We start from the raw sequence: 20,212 nt of genomic DNA, 5'->3' as shown, positions 1-20,212 counted from the left end.
TCGGCGGCGGCTCTATGGGTTCCAGGAGTTCAACGAAAATCAGCGAACTCGGCGCGCATCCGGCCGTTGTGTTTGGCCCGATAGAGCAACTTGTCGACTTGCTCGATGAACTCCAGTGCGGTCGCTTGCAGCGGGGCGACGGTGGTGCCGACACCCATGCTCACGCTCAATAGCGGCGAAGCCGGCGAACACTCATGGAGAATGTGTTGCTGGCGAATCAGGTGCAGGCATTTGCGCGCCACCAGCCTAGCGGATTCGGCATCGGTTTCCGGGAGCAGCCAGACGAATTCTTCGCCGCCGATCCGGGCGATGAAATCACGCGGTCGATTGGCCGCCAGCGACAACGTCTGGGCCACCTGACGCAGGCATTCGTCACCTTTGGTGTGTCCATAGTGATCGTTGAATTGCTTGAAATAGTCGATGTCCATGATCAGCAACGAAAGCGGCAAGCCCGTGTGCTGAGCATGGCCCCATTCGCGCTCCATCACGGTGTCGAACATGCGCCGGTTGGCAATACCGGTGAGGCCGTCCTGGAAGGAATACTCTTCGAGTTGCTTCTGCAGCCGGCTCAAATGCTCTTCGGTTTTCTTGCGCTCGCTGATGTCGAACATGAAGCCCACCAGCGCTTCCACTTCACCGTCCTTGCGCACCACGTGCACCACGTCGCGAATCCACACGTAGTCGCCGGCTTGAGTCAGCGCCCGATAATCCGCCTCATGATCGACCCCGGCGCGCGATTGCGAGACGCAGAACTCCACCACGTAATCCCGATCGTCCGGGTGCATGCGCTCGACCCAGTCGTCGACCGTCGCCCAACTGTCTTGCTTCCAGCCCAGCAGCGCTTCGATCTGCGGGCCTATGTAGCTGAATGTCATGGTGTTCCAGTCGATCCGCCAGGGAATTGCATTGGTTGACTCAAGCAGGGTTTTATAGACATCGCTATCGGGTTCGACTGAGCTCATGCAGGGCCTGGCCTCAAGGGAAAATGCAGCGCCATCATGTTGCTACTATCGAGGCGAATCAAGCGCCCAGCCGATGAATGGAACACCTTCGCGGCCCACGCTCTCGGCGCAAGTGCGCAAGATTGTTCAAGCCTTCCGGCTCGACTGCTGGCAAAGTCTCAGGTCTTTCACTGGTCGTAGGGCGTCATGTCGAATTTACTCATGCCGCGCAGTGCCTTTCTGCGTGGCGCCGCGGCGATCATGCCGCTGTCCCTGGCCACCGCGCCATGGGGCTTGCTGGCCGGATCCATGGCCATTGAGGCCAACCTCACGCCGCTGCAAGGGCAGGGGCTGTCGAGCATCGTGTTTGCCGGCGCCGCGCAGTTGGTCGCCATCGGCATGCTCAAGGGCGGTGCCGGGATCTTTTCGATTTTGCTGACTACCGTATTGCTGACGTCACAGCATTTGCTTTATGGCATGAGCATGCGGTCGGTGATTTCGCCGTTGCCGGGGCGTTGGCGGGTGGGGCTGGGCTTTTTGCTCACCGACGAGCTGTTTGCCCTGACCAGTCAGCACGACAAACAGCAATTCAATCGCTGGTACGCGCTGGGGGTCGGGCTGACGTTTTACATCGCCTGGAACCTGTTCACGCTGGCAGGCATCGTGCTGGGCAGCAGCATTCCGGGGTTGGAGCATTTGGGGCTGGACTTCTCCATTGCCGCCACCTTCATTGCCTTGATCACGCCGGTGGTGCGCAGCGTGCCCACCGTGGTGTGTGTCGCGGTGTCGCTGTTCTGCTCGGTGTTGTTCAGTTACTGGCAATGGGGCTCGGCGCTGGTGCTGTCCGGATTGGCGGGCATGACTGCGGGCTTTATCTGCAACAAACTCTACAGGGGGCGCGCAGCATGATGGTGTGGGCGGTGATTATCGGAATGGGCGTACTGGTGTTTCTCAATCGCTACGTGTTTCTCGAACCCCGGTTGCCGGTGCGCCTGAGCAGCAATGCCCGGCAATTCCTCGGTTTCGCCGTGCCGGGCATGTTGACCGCGATCTGCGGGCCGATTGTGTTCATGCCCGACAAACAGCTGAACTTGCAGTGGGACAACCCCTACCTGATCAGTTCGCTGGTGGCGGTGGGGCTGGTGCTTTACACCCGCAACACCTTGCTCAGCATGCTGTTGAGCATGGGGTTTTTCTTCTTGCTGCGCTGGTGGCTCTGAATCGAACGCTCGAATTTGTTCTACGCTTAATAAGTCCCTTCACAGGAAGAGAGGTGCGCATGGCCAATGATCCCAAACGTCCGGACCCGGATGAAGAGATGGATGAACCCACGGAAGAAGACATCGAGCGTGAGAACCCTCCGCCCCAGACCTGGAAGCATGACGACAGTCGAGAGTTGTCGGAGCGTGATATAGAAATGCCATTAAAGCCCTGAGAGGGTAACGCATACAGAGAGCCCCGCTATCAAGCGGGGCTTTTCTTTGGGCGATTGTTAAGCTGTAACGCGATCCGTAGCCACAATATCTGCGTCAAATAAACTTATTTATCAATGCGCTGCTCTGGTTTCTGACATTTCCGACGGCTTTGTCGACCCTGTACCACTCGAATATTTCGCTGGTTTCACCCTGTAAAAGCACTATCTGTTCGGCGCGTTCTTTTGGGGTGGCCGGATCGAGCCATTCACGCGCCAGTTCCGCTGACAACACCACCGGCCTGCGGTCATGAATGTCGAGCATGCCGCCTGCACTGTCCGCCGTGATGATGACAAAACCGTCGTCGTCGCGCGGCTCGTTGCCAGCACCGGGAAACTGGCCAATGGACGCGCAGTAACTCGGTGCGCCGTCCTGTCGGCGAATCAGCCATGGCACACTCGTCGAATCGCCTGCATCGACCCATTCGAACCAGTTGTCGATCGGCACAATCGCGCGGTGTGGCCAGATCGCCCGGAAGAACGGACCATGAGCGACTTTCTCCACCCGCGCGTTGATCGGTGCCGCGCGATCTTTCGCCCAGTGCGGACGCCAGCCCCAGCGCACCGGATCGGCGTGCAACCCGTCAGGCTCAAGGTGCAACAGGGCGAGTTGGGTGGTGGGTGCCGCGTTGTAGCGAGCCAGGGGTTCATCCCCGACGTGATTGATCATCGCATCGGGAATGCTCAGCACGGCGACAAAATCGTGAATGCCACGGTACTGCGACAGTCGTCCACACATCGGCTGACCCTGCGGTAGAAAGCTGTGACGGGAATGTTCAGCTTAGCTTTCGGATCACGAGTGAGTGTCTTGGCGCAGTAAGCGAGGAGGGTGGGCGGCGGAACCAAACACTGTGTACCCTGATCCAACCTCGGCCCGCGCAACTGGCGGGCCGGCGAAGGATGAACGGGCGAAGGATTTTTGCCATTTGATGAGTTGACCGTCACGGTCTGATCCAAGGCAAAACATGAAACAGTTGTACAAAGTGTTCTGCGCACTCGCCATCGCCGTCGGGCTGGCAGGCTGCATCGCTGCACCCATCGAACTGACCCCGCAGACGGAACAACGTCTACAGGCGCAGGCACCGATTCGTTTTCTGCTGACCTACGACGACGGTCCCAGCGCTTCGAGTTTCTGGAACCCCACCGCGACCGTGCTCGACAGTCTGAAGGACAATCCTCTACAGCCGAATATCAAAGCGGTGTTTTTCGTGCAGACCGGCGCGCCAAGGGCCGGCGACAGTGATATCGGGCGCGAGCTCATGCATCGCGAACATGCAGAAGGACAGGTGCTGGGATTTCACACGGCTACCCACTGGCACACCAATCATCGCTCGCTGAGCCCGCAAGAACTGGAACAGGCGCTGAGCAAAGGCAGTGCAGACATCGCGGCCATCACCGGTGCGCCGCCGACCCTGGTTCGTCCGCCATTCTGGAACTACGACAAACGCGTCTTCGCCGCTTATCAGCAGCACGGCATGCATGTGTTGCTGACCGATTTGAGCGCCAATGACGGCAAAATCTGGGGCTTCAACGCCAGCCCCCGGCGTCGGTCTCATATGCTGCGCTCGATGTCTGAAGTGCGTGAGCGCATCGCGCTGGGCGAGTTGCCGACCGTGGATGGGGTGATTCCGGTGGTGGTGACCTTCCACGACCTCAACCGCTACACCGCCCGACACACCCGGGAATACCTGCAAATCCTGATCGACAGTGCCAAGGCCACCGGCGTGCCGCTGGCGCAAAAACCGTTTTACGACGATCACGACGCCGTGCTGCGCGCGGCGATGGCGCGCACCGTCAAGGACAGTTCACAGCCAGTGGCACTGCCGGGGTTCTGGAACTGGATCTGGGACAAGAATTCCCATTAAAACTTCGCCTGCGGTTGCAGCTCTTCGATCACCTTCAAACAATGATTCAACCCCGGTGAGACATCGCCCACGCGCCGACTGAGAATGATCGGCGAGGTGGCGTTGTCTTCCAGCAACGGGGTGAAGCCAATGTCGTCGCGGTGCAGCAGCTGCACCGAGGCCGGCACCAGCGTGACGCCGATCCCGGCCCCTACCAGACCGATTGCCGTTTGCAGTTCATTGGTCCATTGCGCCACGTGAATGCTCACGCCATAGGACTCGAACAGCGCAATCACATGGTCGGCATAGCTGGGGCGCGGGTTGCCCGGGTACAGTACAAAGGGTTCTTTGGACAGTTGGCGAAGGCTGACCGGTCCGGCCAGCAGGGGATGGCCGGCGGGCAGGGCGGCGACCAGCCGGTCTTCGGTGAGCACCGTTTGAATGATCGCCGGGTCGTCGATGCGAATTCGCCCGAAGCCGATATCAATACGCCCGGCTTTGAGTGCTTGCACTTGTTGCAGCGTGGTCATCTCCGAAAGCCCCAACTCAAGCTCCAGAGGCTCGCCGCTGCGCAGACGGCGGATCAGTTCCGGCAGCACACCGTACAGGGTCGAAGGCGCGAAGCCGATGCCCAGCCAGGTCTTTTCCCCCAGGCCGATCCGCCGCGTGTTGTCGCAGACCTTGTTCAGTTGTTCAAGCAGGGCGGTGGAGTGCTCATGGAAAAACCGCCCGGCCTCCGTCAGCTTCAGCGGCCGGCCACGCTCCAGCAAAAGCACCCCGAGTTCATCTTCCAGTTGCTGAATCTGCCGGCTCAGGGGCGGTTGAGCGATGTGCAGCAGTTCGGCGGCGCGAGTGAAATTCAGGGTTTGAGCCAACACCTGAAAATACCGCAGGTGACGCAGTTCCATGGGGCCTCCGGGTGTTTGTCGGTTGCATACCTTAAAGGTATCAAGTCAGACCAATTCTATATTGGCTTCCCGAAAAAAGCCGTACGAGAATTGGTTCCAGAACTTTAAGAACCTGACGGGTATCGACATGCGTGCAACAGCCATTGAATCGATCGAGACGATCATCGTCGATCTGCCGACCATCCGCCCGCACAAGCTGGCGATGCACACCATGCAGAATCAGACCCTGGTGATCATCCGTGTGCGCTGCGCCGACGGCATTGAAGGGATCGGTGAATCCACCACCATCGGTGGCCTGGCCTATGGCAACGAAAGCCCGGACAGCATCAAGACCAACATTGACACACACTTTGCGCCCCTGCTGATCGGCCAGGACAGCGGCAATGTGAATGCCGCCATGTTGCGTCTGGAACGCAGCATTCGCGGCAATACCTTTGCCAAATCCGGGATCGAAACCGCGTTGCTCGACGCCCAGGGCAAGCGCCTCGGCCTGCCGGTCAGCGAGTTGCTGGGCGGGCGTGTCCGTGATGCCTTGCCGGTGGCCTGGACCCTCGCCAGCGGCGACACCGAAAAGGACATCGCCGAAGCGGAAAAAATGCTCGACCTGCGCCGCCATCGCATCTTCAAACTGAAAATCGGTGCCGGTGAAGTCAACCGCGACCTGGCCCACGTCATTGCGATCAAAAAAGCCCTGGGTGATCGCGCCAGCGTGCGGGTCGATGTCAATCAGGCCTGGGACGAAGCGGTCGCGTTGCGCGCTTGCCGGATCCTCGGCACCAACGGCATCGACCTGATCGAACAGCCGATCTCGCGCAACAACCGCGCCGGCATGGCGCGTCTGAATGCGATGAGCCCGGCGCCGATCATGGCCGACGAGTCCATCGAATGCGTGGAAGATGCCTTCAATCTGGCGCGCGAAGGGGCTGCGTCGGTGTTTGCCTTGAAGATCGCCAAGAACGGCGGCCCCCGCGCCGTGTTGCGCACTGCCGCGATTGCCGAAGCAGCCGGTATCGGTCTGTATGGCGGCACCATGCTGGAAGGCGGCCTCGGCACCATGGCCTCGGCGCATGCCTTTATCACCCTGAATAAACTGGCCTGGGACACCGAACTGTTCGGCCCCTTGCTGCTGACCGAAGACATTCTCAGCGAGCCGCTGGTTTATCGCGATTTCGAGTTGCATGTCCCGCAAACACCGGGCCTGGGCTTGAGTCTGGATGAAGAACGCCTGGCGTTTTTCCGTCGCGACAAAACATCCACTTCCGTTCATCAAGCCTGAGGAGAGATCATGCTATTCCACGTAAAAATGACCGTGAATCTACCGGTCGACATGAACCCCGAAGCTGCGGCCAAACTCAAGGCTGATGAAAAAGCCCTGGCTCAACGCCTGCAAGAGCAAGGCAAGTGGCGCCACCTGTGGCGCATCGCCGGGCACTATGCCAACTACAGCGTATTCGATGTCGACAGCGTTCAAGAACTGCACGACCTGCTGATGCAATTGCCGCTGTTTCCGTACATGGCGATCGAGATCGACGCGATGTGCCGACACCCGTCTTCCATCCGCGAGGATGACCGCTGAGCCCAGTCTGCTCAGTTCGCTACGCTAATAATTACAAGATGAGGAACCCAACAAAATGAATGTCAAGATCTCCCACACTGCCGAAGTCCAGAAGTTTCTCGAAGAGGCCAGCGGCCTGCACAACGATGCCGGCAATCCGCGGGCCAAGGCCTTGATTTACCGCATCCTGCGTGATTCGGTAAACATCATCGAAGACCTCGCCGTGACCCCGGAAGAGTTCTGGAAGGCCGTTAACTACCTTAACGTACTGGGCGCGCGTCAGGAGGCTGGGCTGATAGTCGCCGGGCTTGGTCTGGAGCATTACCTCGACCTGCTGATGGACGCTGAAGACGAGCAGGCCGGCAAATCCGGCGGCACGCCACGCACCATCGAAGGCCCGTTGTACGTGGCGGGTGCGCCGCTGTCCGAAGGTGAAGCGCGACTCGATGATGGCCTCGATCCAGGTGTGACGCTGTTCATGCAAGGGCGCGTGTTCAACACTGCCGGCGAACCGTTGGCAGGTGCCGTGGTAGACGTCTGGCACGCCAACACTGGTGGCACTTACTCGTACTTCGATACTGCGCAATCGGAATTCAACCTGCGCCGCCGGATCGTGACCGATGCTGAAGGTCGCTATCGTTTCCGCAGCATCGTGCCGTCGGGTTATGGCTGCCCACCGGACGGTCCGACCCAGCAACTGCTCGATCAACTGGGCCGTCACGGCCAGCGTCCGGCGCACGTTCACTTCTTTATCTCGGCGCCGGATCATCGCCACCTGACGACCCAGATCAACCTCGATGGCGATCAATACCTGCACGACGATTTCGCCTACGCCACCCGTGATGAGTTGATCGCCAAAATCACTTTCAGCGACGATCAACAACGCGCAGCGGCGTATGGTGTCAGCGGCCGGTTTGCCGAAATCGAGTTCGATTTCACCTTGCAGTCCACGGCGCAACCTGAAGAACAGCAACGCCACGAACGGGTTCGTGCGCTGGAGGACTGATCGCACAATCCTGTGGGAGCGAGCCTGCTCGCGAAGAGGGAATCAGTTTCAACATCAACGTTGACTGACACTCCGCTTTCGCGAGCAGGCTCGCTCCCACATGGGCTTCGGTCAACTGTCCGGAAATGTCTCAGGCGCCTGACGTGCTGTTCTAGAATGGACCGACGCAACTCATAACAACAATGAGAGTGACCCGATGATGCACGCGCAACTGTTGAGTCAGCGCAGCAGAGTGTTCGACCATGCCGACCCTTATGCGGTATCGGGTTACGTCAATCAGCATGTCGGCAACCATTGCATCCTGATGCCCAAGGTCGGTCGCCCCTTGGCCAGCCTCGATCACCGCAAGTTCGCCAGCCTGGACCTGTGCCGCATCAGTTACGGCGCCAGCGTGCGGGTGACATCGGGCGCGCTCGACAGCATTTATCACCTGCAGGTGCTGCTGCGGGGCAACTGCCTTTCACGCGGAATGGGCGAGGAGCATTACTTTGCACCGGGTGAGTTGCTGCTGATCAATCCAGACGAGCCGGTCGATCTGACCTATTCCGACGATTGCGAAAAATTCATCCTCAAAGTCCCCACCCGGCTGTTTGAATCGGTGTGCGATGAACAGCGCTGGCGTTATCCGGGACAGGGCGTGCGGTTCCTGGAGAACCGTTATCAACTTGATGAGCTGGAAGGTTTTGTCAGCCTGTTGGCGATGATTTGCCAGGAAGCCGAGGCCACCGAGCAGATCCCCCGCGTGCAGGAACACTACGCGCAGATCATCGTCAGCAAGATGCTCAGCCTGATGAAAACCAACGTTATCCGCAGTAGCCTGGGTTCGCCTACGTTCGAGGTGATTGCCGATTACATCGCACGCCACCTCAAGCAAGACATCGACGGTGAAGAACTGGCGCGCCAGGCGCGGATGAGTCTGCGTTCGTTGTATGGGTTGTTCGAGCGCAACGCGGGAATGTCACCGCAAAACTACATCCGTCAGAAGAAGCTTGAACGCATCAATCTGTGCCTGAGCGACCCGACCTGCAACGTGCGCAACGTCACCGAAGTGGCCATGGATTATGGCTTCCTGCACCTTGGCCGGTTCTCCGACAGCTACCGCAAACAGTTCGGCGAACTGCCCTCCGACACCCTCAAACGCCGACATTAAAAGCAATCAGTACCCTGTGGCGAGGGGGCTTGCCCCCGTTGGGTCGCGAAGCGGCCCCGGCATTCTGGCAAACACAGCGTCGTCGCAGGAAATACGACTGCTGCGCAGCCGAACGGGGGCAAGCCCCCTCGCCACAGCTCGTTATCGCATTACCGGTTGCAGTAAACGGATACACGTCTGCACCCAACGGATAGTCCGCCTCATCCCCCCGTCCTAGCATGGCCCTGCCTGATAAAAACAATGGAGGCGGCGGCCATGTCCCTGCGACCCGAATACCTTCACTCCCTGCTTGAAGATGACAAAGAAACCGGCATCTATCGCTGCAAGCGCGAGATGTTCACCGATCCACGGTTGTTCGATCTGGAAATGAAACACCTCTTCGAAGGCAACTGGCTGTACCTGGCCCACGAAAGCCAGATCCCCAACGTCAACGATTTCTACACCACCACCATGGGGCGCCAGTCGATCTTCATCGCGCGCAACAAGGAGGGTGTGCTCAACGCCTTTATCAATGCCTGCAGCCATCGCGGCGCGACGCTGTGCCGGCACAAGACCGGCAACAAAAGCTCCTACACCTGCCCGTTCCACGGCTGGACCTTCAACAACTCCGGCAAGTTGCTCAAGGTCAAGGATCCGGCAGCAGCCGGCTACCCGGCGAGCTTCAACTGCGAAGGCTCTCACGACCTGACCAAAGTCGCGCGGTTCGAGTCCTATCGCGGTTTCCTGTTTGGCAGCCTGAACGCCGACGTGGTGCCGCTGGTTGAGCATCTCGGCGAGTCCGCCAAGATCATCGACATGATCGTCGACCAGTCCGCCGATGGCCTGGAAGTGCTGCGCGGGTCTTCGAGCTACATCTACGAAGGCAACTGGAAACTCACCGCCGAAAACGGCGCCGATGGTTACCACGTAAGCTCCGTGCACTGGAATTACGCGGCTACGCAAAACCAGCGCAAACAGCGTGATGCCGGCGACAGCAATCCGACCATGAGCGCCGGCACCTGGGCCAAGCAGGGCGGCGGTTTCTACTCCTTTGACAAGGGCCACATGCTGCTCTGGACGCGCTGGTCCAACCCCGAAGATCGTCCGTTGTATGAACGTCGCGACGAATTGGCCCAAGACTTTGGGCAGGCCCGCGCCGACTGGATGATCGAGAACTCGCGCAACCTGTGCCTGTACCCGAACGTGTACCTGATGGATCAGTTCAGCTCGCAGATCCGCATCGCCCGGCCGATCTCGGTCAACCGCACGGAAATCACCATTTACTGCATCGCCCCCAAAGGCGAAAGCGACCACGCCCGTTCCAGCCGGATTCGCCAGTACGAAGATTTTTTCAACGTCAGCGGCATGGCCACCCCGGACGATCTGGAAGAGTTTCGCTCGTGCCAGACCAGCTATCAGGGCAGCGTCACCACCTGGAATGACATGTCCCGCGGGGCCGAGCACTGGGTCGAGGGCGCCGATGAGGCGGCTAAAGAAATCGACCTGCATCCGCTGCTCAGCGGTGTGCGCACCGAGGACGAAGGCCTGTTTGTGCTGCAACACAAGTATTGGCAGCAAGCCATGCTCAAGGCGTTGGCCGCTGAACAGCCCGAATTGATTGCCGTGGAGGCCGTGCAATGACCATCACCTATGAAGCCGTGCGCGACTTTCTTTACCGCGAAGCACGCTATCTCGACGACAAGCAATGGGACGAGTGGCTGGAACTGTACGCCGTCGATGCCTCGTTCTGGATGCCGTCCTGGGACGACAACGACGAGTTGACCGAAGACCCGCAGCGGGAAATCTCGCTGATCTGGTACGGCAACCGCACGGGCCTGGAAGACCGCGTCTTCCGCATCAAGACCGAGCGTTCCAGCGCGAGCATTCCGGATACCCGAACCTCGCACAACATCAGCAACATCGAGTTGCTCGAACAGGCGGATGGCCTGTGCAAGGTGCGCTTCAACTGGCACACCCTGAGCTTTCGCTACAAGACCGTCGACAGCTATTTCGGCAGCAGTTTCTACACCCTCGATGTGCGTGGCGAGAACCCGCTGATCAAGGCCAAGAAAGTGATCCTGAAGAACGATTACGTTCGCCAGGTCATCGATGTCTACCACTTGTGAGGCTGCCGTCATGACGCATTCCATTGCATTCAATTTTGAAGACGGCGTCACCCGGTTCATCGACGCCAATGTCGGCGAAACCGTGGCCGATGCTGCGTATCGCCAGGGCATCAACATCCCGCTGGATTGCCGCGACGGCGCGTGCGGCACTTGTAAATGCTTTGCCGAGGCCGGTCGTTATGATTTGGGCGAGGAGTACATCGAAGACGCGCTCAGCGCCGAAGAAGCCGAGCAGGGGTATGTCCTGACTTGTCAGATGCGCGCCCAGAGCGATTGCGTGGTGCGAGTGCCAGCGTCCTCCGACGTTTGCCGCACACGCCAGGCCAGTTACGACGCGACAATCAGTGCTGTGCGGCAGCTGTCCGACAGTACCATCGCGCTGTCGATCAAGGGCGAAGCGCTGAACACACTGGCGTTCCTGCCGGGGCAATACGTCAACCTCGGGGTTCCCGGTAGCGAGCAGACCCGCGCCTATTCGTTCAGCTCGTTGCAGCGCGACGGCGAGGTCAGCTTCCTGATCCGCAACGTGCCTGGCGGCCTGATGAGCAGTTTCCTGACCGGCATGGCCAAGGCGGGCGACCGCATGAACCTTGCCGGACCGTTGGGCAGCTTCTATCTGCGCGACATTCGCCGTCCATTGTTGCTGCTGGCCGGCGGCACGGGGCTGGCGCCGTTCACGGCAATGCTGGAAAAAATCGCCGAACAGGGCAGCGAACATCCGCTGCATTTGATCTACGGCGTGACCAACGATTTTGATTTGGTGGAACTAGATCGGCTTGAAGCCTTCGCCGCACGCATCCCGAATTTCAGCTTCAGTGCCTGCGTGGCCAGCCCCGACAGTCAGCATCCGCTCAAGGGTTACGTGACTCAGCACATCGAACCCCGGCATTTGAACGAGGGCGACGTCGACGTCTACCTGTGCGGCCCGCCGCCGATGGTCGAGGCGGTCAGTCAGTTCATTCGCGAGCAAGGCGTGGCGCCTGCGAACTTTTACTACGAGAAATTTGCCGCCAGCGCGGCCTGAGTCGGGAGCGAGCCTGCTCGCGAAGAGAGCGGAACATTCAACGGTGATGTCGCCTGTTAGACCGCTTTCGCGAGCAGGCTCACTCCCACAGGTCAGTGTTTTTTACGAGGTGTACATGAACAGATTTCACGAAAAAGTCGCGCTGATTACCGGGGCGGCGCAAGGCATCGGGCGGCGGGTGGCTGAACGCATGGCCGCTGAAGGAGCGCAGTTGATCTTGGTCGACCGCTCCGAGCATGTGTTTGAGTTGCAGCAACAATTGGGGCAGAGCAACCAGGTGCTGGCCCTGACCGCTGATCTTGAGCAGTACAGCGAATGCAGCCGGGTAATGCGCGCCGCTGTCGAGCGTTTCGGGCGTCTCGACGTGTTGGTCAACAATGTCGGCGGCACGATCTGGACCAAGCCATTTGAGCATTATGAAGCGCAACAGATCGAAGCCGAGGTCCGCCGTTCGCTGTTCCCGACGTTGTGGTGCTGTCATGCGGCGCTGCCGATCATGCTGGAGCAGGGGAGTGGCGCCATCGTTAACGTCTCGTCCATCGCCACGCGCAGTATCAATCGCGTGCCCTATGGCGCGGCGAAGGGTGGGGTGAATGCCCTGACGGCCTGCCTGGCCTTCGAAACCGCCGGCCGCGGGGTACGGGTCAATGCGACCGCACCCGGCGGCACCGAAGCGCCGCCTCGGGTCATTGCACGCAACGATGCCGAGCAAAGCGCGGAAGAAAAGGTCTGGTATCAGCAGATCGTCGAGCAAACGCTCGACAGCAGTTTGATGAAGCGCTATGGCACGCTGGATGAGCAGGCGGGCGCTATTCTGTTTCTGGCCAGCGACGAAGCGTCGTACATCACTGGCATGATCATGCCGGTCGGCGGTGGTGATCAGGGCTGACGCTCACTGAAAACAACCCATTAGTGGTTTGAGCCGAGACAGTTTAAAGGCGACGCAGAAACGCTTTGACTATCTGGCGCGTGGCGTCGCTCGTGCTCAGGTTGTCGACTGTCTCCAGTGGATGCCAGATGCAGTCGACGATTTCATTCAATGGTCGGGCCAGATAAAGGTTCGGCGCCCACGCTTCGTAGACGTGGTGGCGGGTGCCGCCCGATTCCAGTTCCATGAGGTACAGCAGGCTGTCGGCGCCAAGGCCCGTTTCTTCCTGAAGTTCACGTAGCGCTGCGCCCTCCGTGGTTTCGCCTGGCTCGACTTTGCCGCCGGGCAAGCTCCAGCGACACCTGGGTTTACGCACCAGGAGAACATGTCGGTCCAGTTCGCAAATGACCGTTGCACGTACTTTCATTTGTTACCTGACTAACGAATGCCATGAAAAAAACATCACATTGCAATATTTGGGCCGTGGCCTCTGCTTCACGGGTTAGAGCAATGCGCTCAGCGAAAAGTGCAATTGAATGCTGGAATACTGGCGCGACGTCTGGTCGGCACTTGAGCAAAGCTGGGGTGTAAGGTAATCGGGTCAATCGTCGACTTCACTGCCAAAAAGGAGGTGACTATGAGCGTTCCGATGTTGAACAAAATGCACATGAACGGTTATGACGTACTCAGCGTAAACAATGGCCCCTGGCGGGTGTGCACCCAAGGTGATCGGTTGGGGGATTTCAGCAGCAGAGAGGAAGCACTGGCCTATGCCGCATCGCTTCCCGCCTATCGAACGAGGACGGCCCGCCCGTCAGGCCAGAAATCAACATGACAGCACATTTGAAGCCCCGGGATGCCGGGGCTTCTTCTTTGGATACCTGCAATAAGCGTGTGTACGGCTAGTGGGTCCAGCACGTCAGAATGGTCAGTAGCCTCCACCGGAGTGGGAAGGTTCCCTGGACTCCTGTTGCGCTTGACTCCACTGTGCGCAGGTCATGAAGCTTTTGTGATCGACTTTACCGTTGCCATCGAAGCTGATGTTGTACGGCTGATGCTGCTGGCCTGCCTGCGTCAACGTGTAGTCAAAACAAGTGCCAGGTTCCACCGTGCGGTCCGTTATTGAGACAGGCTTCCCGCCAATCTGCTGCACCTGGTCCTTGCTCATCCCTGTCTCGACCCTGGCGACCAGCGGCTGGGCACCGTAAATGTGTTCCTCGGTGCTGCAGCCTCCCGCCGCCAGCACGACCACCAGCGTGAACAGAGATTTGTTCATCGCAGTGCTCCTGTTAGTGAACTTTCGTTCGACTGATCACCTTGGCTTTCACTTCTTCGGCATAGCCCGCCAGTCGTCCTTCATCGCCCTGAAACAACTCGCACAACCTGAGAGCGGCTTGTGCATCCACATCATTGCCCGCCTGGCGTAACTGCTCCGCAAGGCGCAGCAACTCTACTGCCGACCATCTCAAATCCGACGCAACGCTTTGCAGGTCGCGGCGAAGTTCGTTTTCATCTTCGTTAAGCCACATGACGACCTCCTGCAATTTCTCGCAAGGAAATAGTAGTTCTATTTGGTATGACACAACGTTTGTTCGTCTGATCCCTGAGCGATAGAAGGTGCTTCCATTGGTCGGAAAGATGAGTGTGAGTGACACCGCCCGATATCGTACGAAGGTCAATGAATGTCGTCAGGGCGAGGCCACCCCAAATGAGCAATACCGATGATTTCAGATTGCATGCCCATGAGTTGATCGCTGATCTGGATGCCGCGACTTCAGAGATGATGAAGCTGATTTCAGCTCATCAACTGAGTGGCGCAGAGTGGGAACGGGTCACGCAATGGCAGCATGAAGCGTATGAACGGTGGATGGCCTATCTGAACAAAAGAACCTATCCAGACCCTCCTGAAAACAATGCTCCATTCTGAGTTGTGTTCAATAGATGGATGTCCGGACGGCGACGCGGTACATTTCGCGTTTTTACGGGATAAGGGTGCGTCATGCGGATGTTAATTGGGGGCGTAATGCTGGCCATGTTGGCAGGTTGTTCGTTGCCGGCGTCTGTGGTGCCGGGTGAGCCTAACGTCAGCAAATACAGCAACAAACCGCCGAAAGAACTGGCCGCATGCATTTTGCCAGAGTGGCAGAAAGAAGTTCCGAAGACGACTCAGGCCGGCATTTCCAATGGTTATCGAATCAACGCACCGAGCATCTTTACGGCGGACGAAATTCTGGACATCGTCAAATACAAGGACGGCAGCCGGGTTTCGCTGTATCAGGGGCCACCGTGGGCCAAGTCCGACGCGATGCGCAAGGCAGTCAAGGCGTGTTTGTAGTGATTTGAAAGTAACGAGTGTGAGTCATCCGATTCTCCAAGTGGTTGCGCTACGACATAAATGGCGTAGTGCCAGTTCCCTTGGATATCGAACTTCTGCATGCATGAGCAAAAGGTAGATTTTTAATAAGACATGCGCACGCGGGTTACTGATGTGTGTCGTGATCAGCGTTGCGCCGATCAGCGCCTGAAGGGTTGCCAAGGTTTATCAGCCGTCTTTCTACCAAAACGTTGTCGAGTGCCTGGCGCGCATCGGGGTCCAGTTGGTGTTCTCTCTCTTTGAGTTCCAGCAGGATCGGGCTCGACCAGGCGCGATAAATTTTTTCGGCGTTGCGAACGGACATCATCATCTCTCCTTGATCAGTCGCCTACGCATAAGCGGGGGACATTTGATTGCGTAGAGACCCTAGTTTAAAAATCAGGTTTTCGCCAATGCATTGCACTGCAATGGTGCGTTCAGTTCGGAAGTGAGCGGGATGTCGGGCAACTATGAACTCAAGTTGCCCTAGGGGGAACGCAGCTCGACCGGCGGCAGGTGGAAGTCAGTTGGTGACCAGCAGTTCCGGGCCGAGGTAGTTGTTGATTTGTTCGATATCGTCGTCGCCCAGACTGCCCACCGAAGAGGCCAGACGCAGGTGCGACATCAAATAGCGCAACTTGGCCTCGAACAGATCGTGGCGCGCAACGAAGAGCAGCTCTTCGGCATTGAGGACGTCCACGTTGGTGCTGGTGCCGCCCTCTTTGAAGCCCTTGCGTGTCGAAATCAGTGAGCGTTCGTTGGACTCTACGGCTCTCTCCAGCGCGTGAATACGTTTGGCGCCACTCTGTATGCCGCGAAACTCACGGGTGGTTCCGGAGATGACTTCCAGTCGTGTGGCGTCGAGTTCGTCCAGGGCCTTATCGCTATTGGCACTGGCCTGGCGTGTCAGCGCGCTGACGCCGCCTCCGCTGAACAGCGGGAAATTGACTTCCAGCCCGATTGAGCCGTAGCGGTTGCGTTGATTCAGTTCGGAGAGTGATTGGCTCTGGCCTGCGGTGTAGCCGGCAATGAAATCCAGTGTTGGCCAGTGGCCGGCCTTGGCGCGCTTCACTTCTTCTTCGGCGAGGTCGCTGCTATAACGGCGCGCGTGGATCAGCGGGCTATCGGTTTGGGCTTTGACCAACCAGTCCTGCAGGTTGCTCGGCAGCAGCGGCGGTGTATCGAAGCTCGGACGTAAGGTCGTCAGCGATTCGGGGGTTTCACCGATATATTCCTCAAGTTTGCTGCGCGCGTTGACCAGGTTGTCCTGCGCTTCGATCAGTTCGGCATCGGCGAGGTCGCGGCGAGCGACCGACTCGTCGATGTCGGTGATGGTGCCGGCCCCCAGCTCCATGCGCCGTTTCGCCGAGGCGAGTTGCTCGTCGAAGGCGCGCAGCTTGGATTTGGCCAGGACGATGGTTTCGCTGGCCAGGAGCACATCAAAATAGCTTTCCGCCAGACGCACCGCGGCGTCCTGCGTCTTGGCATCGAACACCGCGACGCTGTAGTCGGCACGCTGCTGCCCCTGGCGGTACTCGGCCATCTTCTGTTTGTTGAACAGCGGCTGGCGCAGGCGCACGTTAGCGCCCTTGGAGGTGTAGTCCAGATCATTGTCAACGCCGTTCTGGCGTTGGGAGCCATTGACCTTGTTGTCGTAGGCCGAGGCATTGATCTGCGGTAGCAGGCCGGCCGTGCCGATGGCGCGGTTTTCCGAACCGGCCTCTTTTTCATGCACGGCGGCGCGGTAGATAGGGCCCTGGAACTGCAACAGGTCCCAGGCTTGCTTGAGGTCCATGGCGCTGGCCGGTAAAGCCAGCCCTAGCAGGCAGAGGAACAGGCAATGACGTCCCATTGATTTCATTGTTCCTTGAATGAGCTGTCCACACGGTCGAGCATTGGTTTAAGAAGATAGCTCATCATGTTGCGTTCGCCAGTCTTGATGGTGACGGTAGCGGGCATGCCGGGGCGAATGTGATTGGTTCCCAGCAGGCCCATGCCATCGGGCGTGACTTCCACCTGGGCCAGATAGAACGGCTCCTTGCTTGCCTCGTCGAGCAGGCGGTCAGCGGAGATGGTCTTCACGCGGCCGGGGATGTTGGGCGTCCGGGCATGGTTGAAGGCCGGGAAGGCGATGTCCACGGCCAGGCCGGGGACCATCTTGTCGATGGCCTGCACGGGGATCATCGCGTCGACCTGCAGCGGTTCGTTGAGCGGAACGATGTCCATGATCTTGAATCCGGGTTGAATGATCCCGCCGACGGTGGCAATGCTCAGGGCCTGGACCATGCCATCGATCGGCGATCGAATCACGGTGTGGGTCACTTCATAGTCCAGCGCGCGCAAGCGGTCGGCCAGGGTGGTGTTTTCCTTGGCGGTGTCGGTCAGTTGCGATTCGACTTCCTTCAGGTAATCGTGCTGGCGCTGCAGGATGCGCAGTTTGATTTCGGTGGTCTGGCTGCGCACACGAGCGATGTTGTTGAGGTTCTCGGCCTGACCGGCGGCGAGGTCGGCATTGCTGCGTTCCAGCTCAAGCAGGCGGTTGCGCGGCACATAGCCTTCGGCCGCCAGCACGCGGGTGCCTTGTAGTTCCTGGTTGAGGAAGTTGATCTGCGAGCCGCGGGCGCTATAGACCTGCTGCAGGCCCTTGAGCTGCACCGCCGACGCCGCCAGGTTTTCTTCCAGGATGCTGATTTCGCCAGCGAGACCCGCGCGCCGGGTGTCCAGCAGGCGCTGTTGCAGATCCATGGCGGCCATCAGGCGCTGGTCACCCCTGAAGCGCTTGAGCAACTCGGGATCGAAGTTCACCACAGCGCGGTTGTCACGTTCCGCTTCCAGGCGGTTTTCCACCGTCTTGCTGACGATGTACTGGGCGCTGACCGCACCTTGTTCGGCAAGGGCACGCAAGGAGTCGAGGCGCACCACTTCCTGACCTTTTGCCACGACATCGCCTTCTTGAACGAGAATCGCCTCCACGGTCCCCCCGCTGAGATGCTGCACGGCTTTGCTTTTGCTGGTGACTTTGACCGTGGCTGTGGCTACCACGCCGGCATCCAGCGGCGCCAGCCAGGACCACAGGAGGAAACCGCCGAAGCCGGCGATCACCAGCCAAATGCCCCAGCGCGCGGGTCTATGGATGTTCAGATCCACCACGTTCTTGGGATCGATATGAATCATCTCGGTGTGTTGGCTCATTTGCATGATCGATCACTCCCGTGATTTGACGGAGGCCAGCGGAGTTGACACGCCTGCAGGCATTACAGCGGCCTTGCGCAGCGCTGCGAATACTTCGTCGCGCGTGCCGAGCATCTGCACGGCGCCGTCACGCAGCATCAGCACCTGATCGACGGCGCAGAGCACGTTGGGACGATGGGAAATCAGAATGACGGTGGCGCCACGCTCCTTGAGTTTGGCCAGCGCATCGACCAGGGCCTTTTCGCCGACGTCGTCGAGGTTGGCGTTCGGCTCATCCAGCACGATCAGATTGGGTTCGCCATACAGCGCGCGGGCCAAGGCGATGCGTTGCTTCTGACCACCGGAAAGCGGGCTGCCATCGGTGCTCAGGCGAGTGTCATAACCCTGAGGAAAACGCAGGATCATCTCGTGCACTCCAGTGGTCTTGGCGGCGCGGATGACCGCTTCGCTGTCCACTTCGCCAAAGCGCGCAATGTTGTCGGCGATGCTGCCCTCAAACAGCTCCACGTCCTGTGGCAGGTAGCCGAGCCAGGGGCCAAGTTCGCCCTTGTTCCAATTGAATATGTCCGCGCCGTCCAGGCGCACCTTGCCGGCCTGCGCCGGCCAGACGCCAACCAGCAGGCGGGCGAGGGTGGATTTGCCCGAGGCGGATGGACCGATAACGCCAAGGCTTTCGCCGGGTACAAGGCTGAAGCTCACTCCGCGCAGAATGGTGTTGTTGGTTCCGGGGGAACCGGCATACACATTCTCCACCGCCAGCATGCCCAGCGGCCGCTGCAGCGACATGCTCGGTGGCCGGCGCGGATAATCGCTCAGCATTTCGTTGAGCCGGCCCCAGGCCGAACGGCAGCCGAGCAGTTGTTTCCACGACGCGATGACTTGTTCCACCGGGCCCAGCGCGCGGCCGGTGAGGATCGAGCAGGCAATCATCATCCCTGGGGTGATCTTGCCTTCGATCGCCAGCAGCGCGCCGGCGCCGAGGATCAGCGACTGCAAAGTGATACGCACGAAGCGTCCGGTGCTGCTGATCATGGCGGCGCGGTCGGAGGCCAGGGTCTGCATTTCCAGAATGCGCAAATGGCTTTGGTACCAGCGCTTGCCGATCGACGGCAGCATGCCCATGGCCTCGATGACCTCGGCGTTGCGCAGGTTGTTGTTGGCGTAGCTGGAGGAGGAGAGTGCGGCCTGATTGGCTTCGGCCAACGGCTTCTGCGTCGCCTTCTCGGTCAGATAAGCCAGGCCCACCAGAATCAGCGAGCCGATCAGCGTGAGCAGTCCGAGCAGCGGGTGGATCAGATAGGCGACTAACAGGTAGATCGGTGTCCACGGCGCATCGAAGAACGCGAACAGGCTATTGCCGGTGAGGAATTGACGAACCTGCGCGAGGTCTTGCAGGGCCTGGGCCGGATTACCTCCGGCGCGGCTCAGGTTGCGCTCGAATGCGGCGGTGAAGATGCGCCGGTTGAGGTCCATGTCGAGGTTGTTGCCGACCCGGATCAGCATGCGAGTGCGGACCATTTCCAGCGTGGACATCAACATAAACAGGCCTATCACCAAAACGGTCAACATCGTCAATGTTGTGACGTTACGACTGACCAAGGCCCGATCATAGACCTGCAGCATGTACACGGCTGGCGTCAACATCATGACGTTGATGACGCCGCTGAAGGCTGCCAGCGCGTAAAAACTGTGGCGCAGGCGAAAGAGCGCGTCGGCCAGTTCGGAACGGGTGCTCGACTGCTTGGGCATATGGATCTCCCCTTCGAAATGCCGGTTCCTTCCAGCTCAACAGCTA

Annotated in this window: 25 protein-coding genes; 15 read left to right on the top strand and 10 right to left on the bottom strand. The window is 59.2% G+C overall.

Annotated elements, in window-relative coordinates; translation table 11 throughout:
* Nucleotides 1–29: 29 nt before the first annotated feature.
* Nucleotides 30–962, bottom strand: a complete 933-nt coding sequence (locus ACWGZX_RS00910) for a GGDEF domain-containing protein (RefSeq protein ID WP_452626904.1) — start codon at nt 960–962, stop codon at nt 30–32.
* 186 nt (nt 963–1,148) lie between these two features.
* Here ACWGZX_RS00910 and ACWGZX_RS00905 point away from each other — a divergent pair, with 186 nt between their 5' ends.
* The 3 genes from ACWGZX_RS00905 to ACWGZX_RS00895 are packed head-to-tail and all read left to right on the top strand — an operon-like array spanning nt 1,149 to nt 2,376.
* Nucleotides 1,149–1,850, top strand: a complete 702-nt coding sequence (locus tag ACWGZX_RS00905) for an AzlC family ABC transporter permease (protein WP_223511164.1) — start codon at nt 1,149–1,151, stop codon at nt 1,848–1,850.
* Nucleotides 1,850–2,161 (top strand): AzlD domain-containing protein, encoded by a 312-nt coding sequence (locus ACWGZX_RS00900; RefSeq protein WP_162830874.1) that lies wholly within the window; start codon nt 1,850–1,852, stop codon nt 2,159–2,161. Before ACWGZX_RS00905 ends, ACWGZX_RS00900 begins: the two co-directional genes overlap by 1 nt.
* Nucleotides 2,162–2,220: 59 nt before the next feature.
* The gene (locus ACWGZX_RS00895) at nt 2,221–2,376 is read left to right on the top strand and encodes a hypothetical protein (RefSeq protein WP_223511163.1); all 156 of its coding nucleotides are present in this window, start codon (nt 2,221–2,223) and stop codon (nt 2,374–2,376) included.
* A 94-nt stretch (nt 2,377–2,470) separates the two neighbouring features.
* Here ACWGZX_RS00895 and ACWGZX_RS00890 read toward each other — a convergent pair whose 3' ends face one another.
* Entirely contained in the window at nt 2,471–3,151 is a 681-nt protein-coding gene (locus tag ACWGZX_RS00890; RefSeq protein WP_452626903.1) for an SOS response-associated peptidase, read from the bottom strand.
* 226 nt (nt 3,152–3,377) lie between these two features.
* Between ACWGZX_RS00890 and ACWGZX_RS00885 the strand changes: the two genes are divergently transcribed.
* Nucleotides 3,378–4,277: a polysaccharide deacetylase family protein gene (locus tag ACWGZX_RS00885; protein WP_452626902.1), complete on the top strand. Its 900-nt coding sequence runs from the start codon at nt 3,378–3,380 to the stop codon at nt 4,275–4,277.
* Here ACWGZX_RS00885 and ACWGZX_RS00880 read toward each other — a convergent pair.
* The gene (locus ACWGZX_RS00880) at nt 4,274–5,164 is read right to left on the bottom strand and encodes a LysR family transcriptional regulator (RefSeq protein WP_452626901.1); all 891 of its coding nucleotides are present in this window, start codon (nt 5,162–5,164) and stop codon (nt 4,274–4,276) included. The genes ACWGZX_RS00885 and ACWGZX_RS00880 overlap by 4 nt on opposite strands.
* A 127-nt stretch (nt 5,165–5,291) precedes the next feature.
* Here ACWGZX_RS00880 and ACWGZX_RS00875 point away from each other — a divergent pair, with 127 nt between their 5' ends.
* From ACWGZX_RS00875 to ACWGZX_RS00840, 8 genes are all read left to right on the top strand, one after another.
* The gene (locus tag ACWGZX_RS00875) at nt 5,292–6,440 is read left to right on the top strand and encodes a muconate cycloisomerase family protein (RefSeq protein WP_452626900.1); all 1,149 of its coding nucleotides are present in this window, start codon (nt 5,292–5,294) and stop codon (nt 6,438–6,440) included.
* 9 nt (nt 6,441–6,449) lie between these two features.
* Nucleotides 6,450–6,740, top strand: coding sequence for a muconolactone Delta-isomerase (gene catC, locus ACWGZX_RS00870; RefSeq protein WP_077430274.1), 291 nt, complete (start codon nt 6,450–6,452; stop codon nt 6,738–6,740).
* A 55-nt stretch (nt 6,741–6,795) separates the two neighbouring features.
* Nucleotides 6,796–7,725 carry a catechol 1,2-dioxygenase gene (gene catA, locus ACWGZX_RS00865; protein WP_452626899.1) on the top strand — a complete coding sequence of 310 codons (930 nt, stop codon included), beginning with the start codon at nt 6,796–6,798 and terminating at the stop codon, nt 7,723–7,725.
* A 196-nt stretch (nt 7,726–7,921) separates the two neighbouring features.
* Nucleotides 7,922–8,875, top strand: coding sequence for an AraC family transcriptional regulator (locus ACWGZX_RS00860; protein WP_452626898.1), 954 nt, complete (start codon nt 7,922–7,924; stop codon nt 8,873–8,875).
* Between the two features lie 255 nt (nt 8,876–9,130).
* Entirely contained in the window at nt 9,131–10,495 is a 1,365-nt protein-coding gene (gene benA, locus ACWGZX_RS00855; RefSeq protein WP_452626897.1) for a benzoate 1,2-dioxygenase large subunit, read from the top strand.
* Nucleotides 10,492–10,980: a benzoate 1,2-dioxygenase small subunit gene (benB, locus tag ACWGZX_RS00850; RefSeq protein ID WP_452626896.1), complete on the top strand. Its 489-nt coding sequence runs from the start codon at nt 10,492–10,494 to the stop codon at nt 10,978–10,980. The genes benA and benB overlap by 4 nt, the downstream gene beginning before the upstream one ends.
* Before the next feature lie 10 nt (nt 10,981–10,990).
* The gene (gene benC, locus ACWGZX_RS00845; RefSeq protein ID WP_223511148.1) at nt 10,991–12,004 is read left to right on the top strand and encodes a benzoate 1,2-dioxygenase electron transfer component BenC; all 1,014 of its coding nucleotides are present in this window, start codon (nt 10,991–10,993) and stop codon (nt 12,002–12,004) included.
* A gap of 115 nt (nt 12,005–12,119) precedes the next feature.
* Nucleotides 12,120–12,893, top strand: coding sequence for a 1,6-dihydroxycyclohexa-2,4-diene-1-carboxylate dehydrogenase (locus tag ACWGZX_RS00840; protein ID WP_452626895.1), 774 nt, complete (start codon nt 12,120–12,122; stop codon nt 12,891–12,893).
* Nucleotides 12,894–12,936: 43 nt separating this feature from the next.
* Here the strand turns inward: ACWGZX_RS00840 and ACWGZX_RS00835 are convergent, their stop codons facing one another.
* Complete coding sequence (locus tag ACWGZX_RS00835; protein WP_452626894.1) at nt 12,937–13,299, bottom strand: NUDIX hydrolase; 363 nt, start codon at nt 13,297–13,299, stop codon at nt 12,937–12,939.
* Between the two features lie 210 nt (nt 13,300–13,509).
* On the opposite strand from ACWGZX_RS00835, the gene ACWGZX_RS00830 reads away from it, so the two are divergent.
* On the top strand, nt 13,510–13,707 hold the full coding sequence (locus ACWGZX_RS00830) for an SPOR domain-containing protein (RefSeq protein WP_223511145.1): 198 nt from the start codon (nt 13,510–13,512) through the stop codon (nt 13,705–13,707).
* A gap of 93 nt (nt 13,708–13,800) precedes the next feature.
* On the opposite strand, the gene osmE is transcribed toward ACWGZX_RS00830, so the two are convergent.
* Together osmE and ACWGZX_RS00820 are read right to left on the bottom strand one after the other, a co-directional pair.
* Nucleotides 13,801–14,148 (bottom strand): osmotically-inducible lipoprotein OsmE, encoded by a 348-nt coding sequence (gene osmE / locus ACWGZX_RS00825; protein WP_452626893.1) that lies wholly within the window; start codon nt 14,146–14,148, stop codon nt 13,801–13,803.
* 13 nt (nt 14,149–14,161) lie between these two features.
* Nucleotides 14,162–14,401, bottom strand: coding sequence for a hypothetical protein (locus ACWGZX_RS00820; RefSeq protein ID WP_223511143.1), 240 nt, complete (start codon nt 14,399–14,401; stop codon nt 14,162–14,164).
* A 179-nt stretch (nt 14,402–14,580) separates the two neighbouring features.
* On the opposite strand from ACWGZX_RS00820, the gene ACWGZX_RS00815 reads away from it, so the two are divergent.
* Both ACWGZX_RS00815 and ACWGZX_RS00810 read left to right on the top strand, forming a co-directional pair.
* A complete protein-coding gene (locus tag ACWGZX_RS00815; RefSeq protein WP_452626892.1) occupies nt 14,581–14,799 on the top strand; it encodes a hypothetical protein in 219 nt (72 codons plus the stop codon).
* Nucleotides 14,800–14,871: 72 nt separating this feature from the next.
* Nucleotides 14,872–15,207: a hypothetical protein gene (locus tag ACWGZX_RS00810; RefSeq protein ID WP_223511141.1), complete on the top strand. Its 336-nt coding sequence runs from the start codon at nt 14,872–14,874 to the stop codon at nt 15,205–15,207.
* A gap of 145 nt (nt 15,208–15,352) precedes the next feature.
* Here the strand turns inward: ACWGZX_RS00810 and ACWGZX_RS00805 are convergent, their stop codons facing one another.
* From ACWGZX_RS00805 to ACWGZX_RS00790, 4 genes are all read right to left on the bottom strand, one after another.
* On the bottom strand, nt 15,353–15,553 hold the full coding sequence (locus tag ACWGZX_RS00805; RefSeq protein ID WP_452626891.1) for a hypothetical protein: 201 nt from the start codon (nt 15,551–15,553) through the stop codon (nt 15,353–15,355).
* Nucleotides 15,554–15,748: 195 nt separating this feature from the next.
* Complete coding sequence (locus ACWGZX_RS00800) at nt 15,749–17,077, bottom strand: TolC family outer membrane protein (protein WP_452626888.1); 1,329 nt, start codon at nt 17,075–17,077, stop codon at nt 15,749–15,751.
* A gap of 5 nt (nt 17,078–17,082) precedes the next feature.
* Nucleotides 17,083–18,423 carry an HlyD family type I secretion periplasmic adaptor subunit gene (locus ACWGZX_RS00795; protein ID WP_223511136.1) on the bottom strand — a complete coding sequence of 447 codons (1,341 nt, stop codon included), beginning with the start codon at nt 18,421–18,423 and terminating at the stop codon, nt 17,083–17,085.
* 6 nt (nt 18,424–18,429) lie between these two features.
* Nucleotides 18,430–20,166 carry a type I secretion system permease/ATPase gene (locus ACWGZX_RS00790; protein WP_452626887.1) on the bottom strand — a complete coding sequence of 579 codons (1,737 nt, stop codon included), beginning with the start codon at nt 20,164–20,166 and terminating at the stop codon, nt 18,430–18,432.
* Nucleotides 20,167–20,212 lie beyond the last annotated feature (46 nt).

This window comes from Pseudomonas sp. CLCA07 (genome assembly GCF_053615335.1).
The sequence above is the reverse complement of the archived record's forward strand: the minus strand, read 5'-3'. Positions and strand labels throughout refer to the sequence as shown.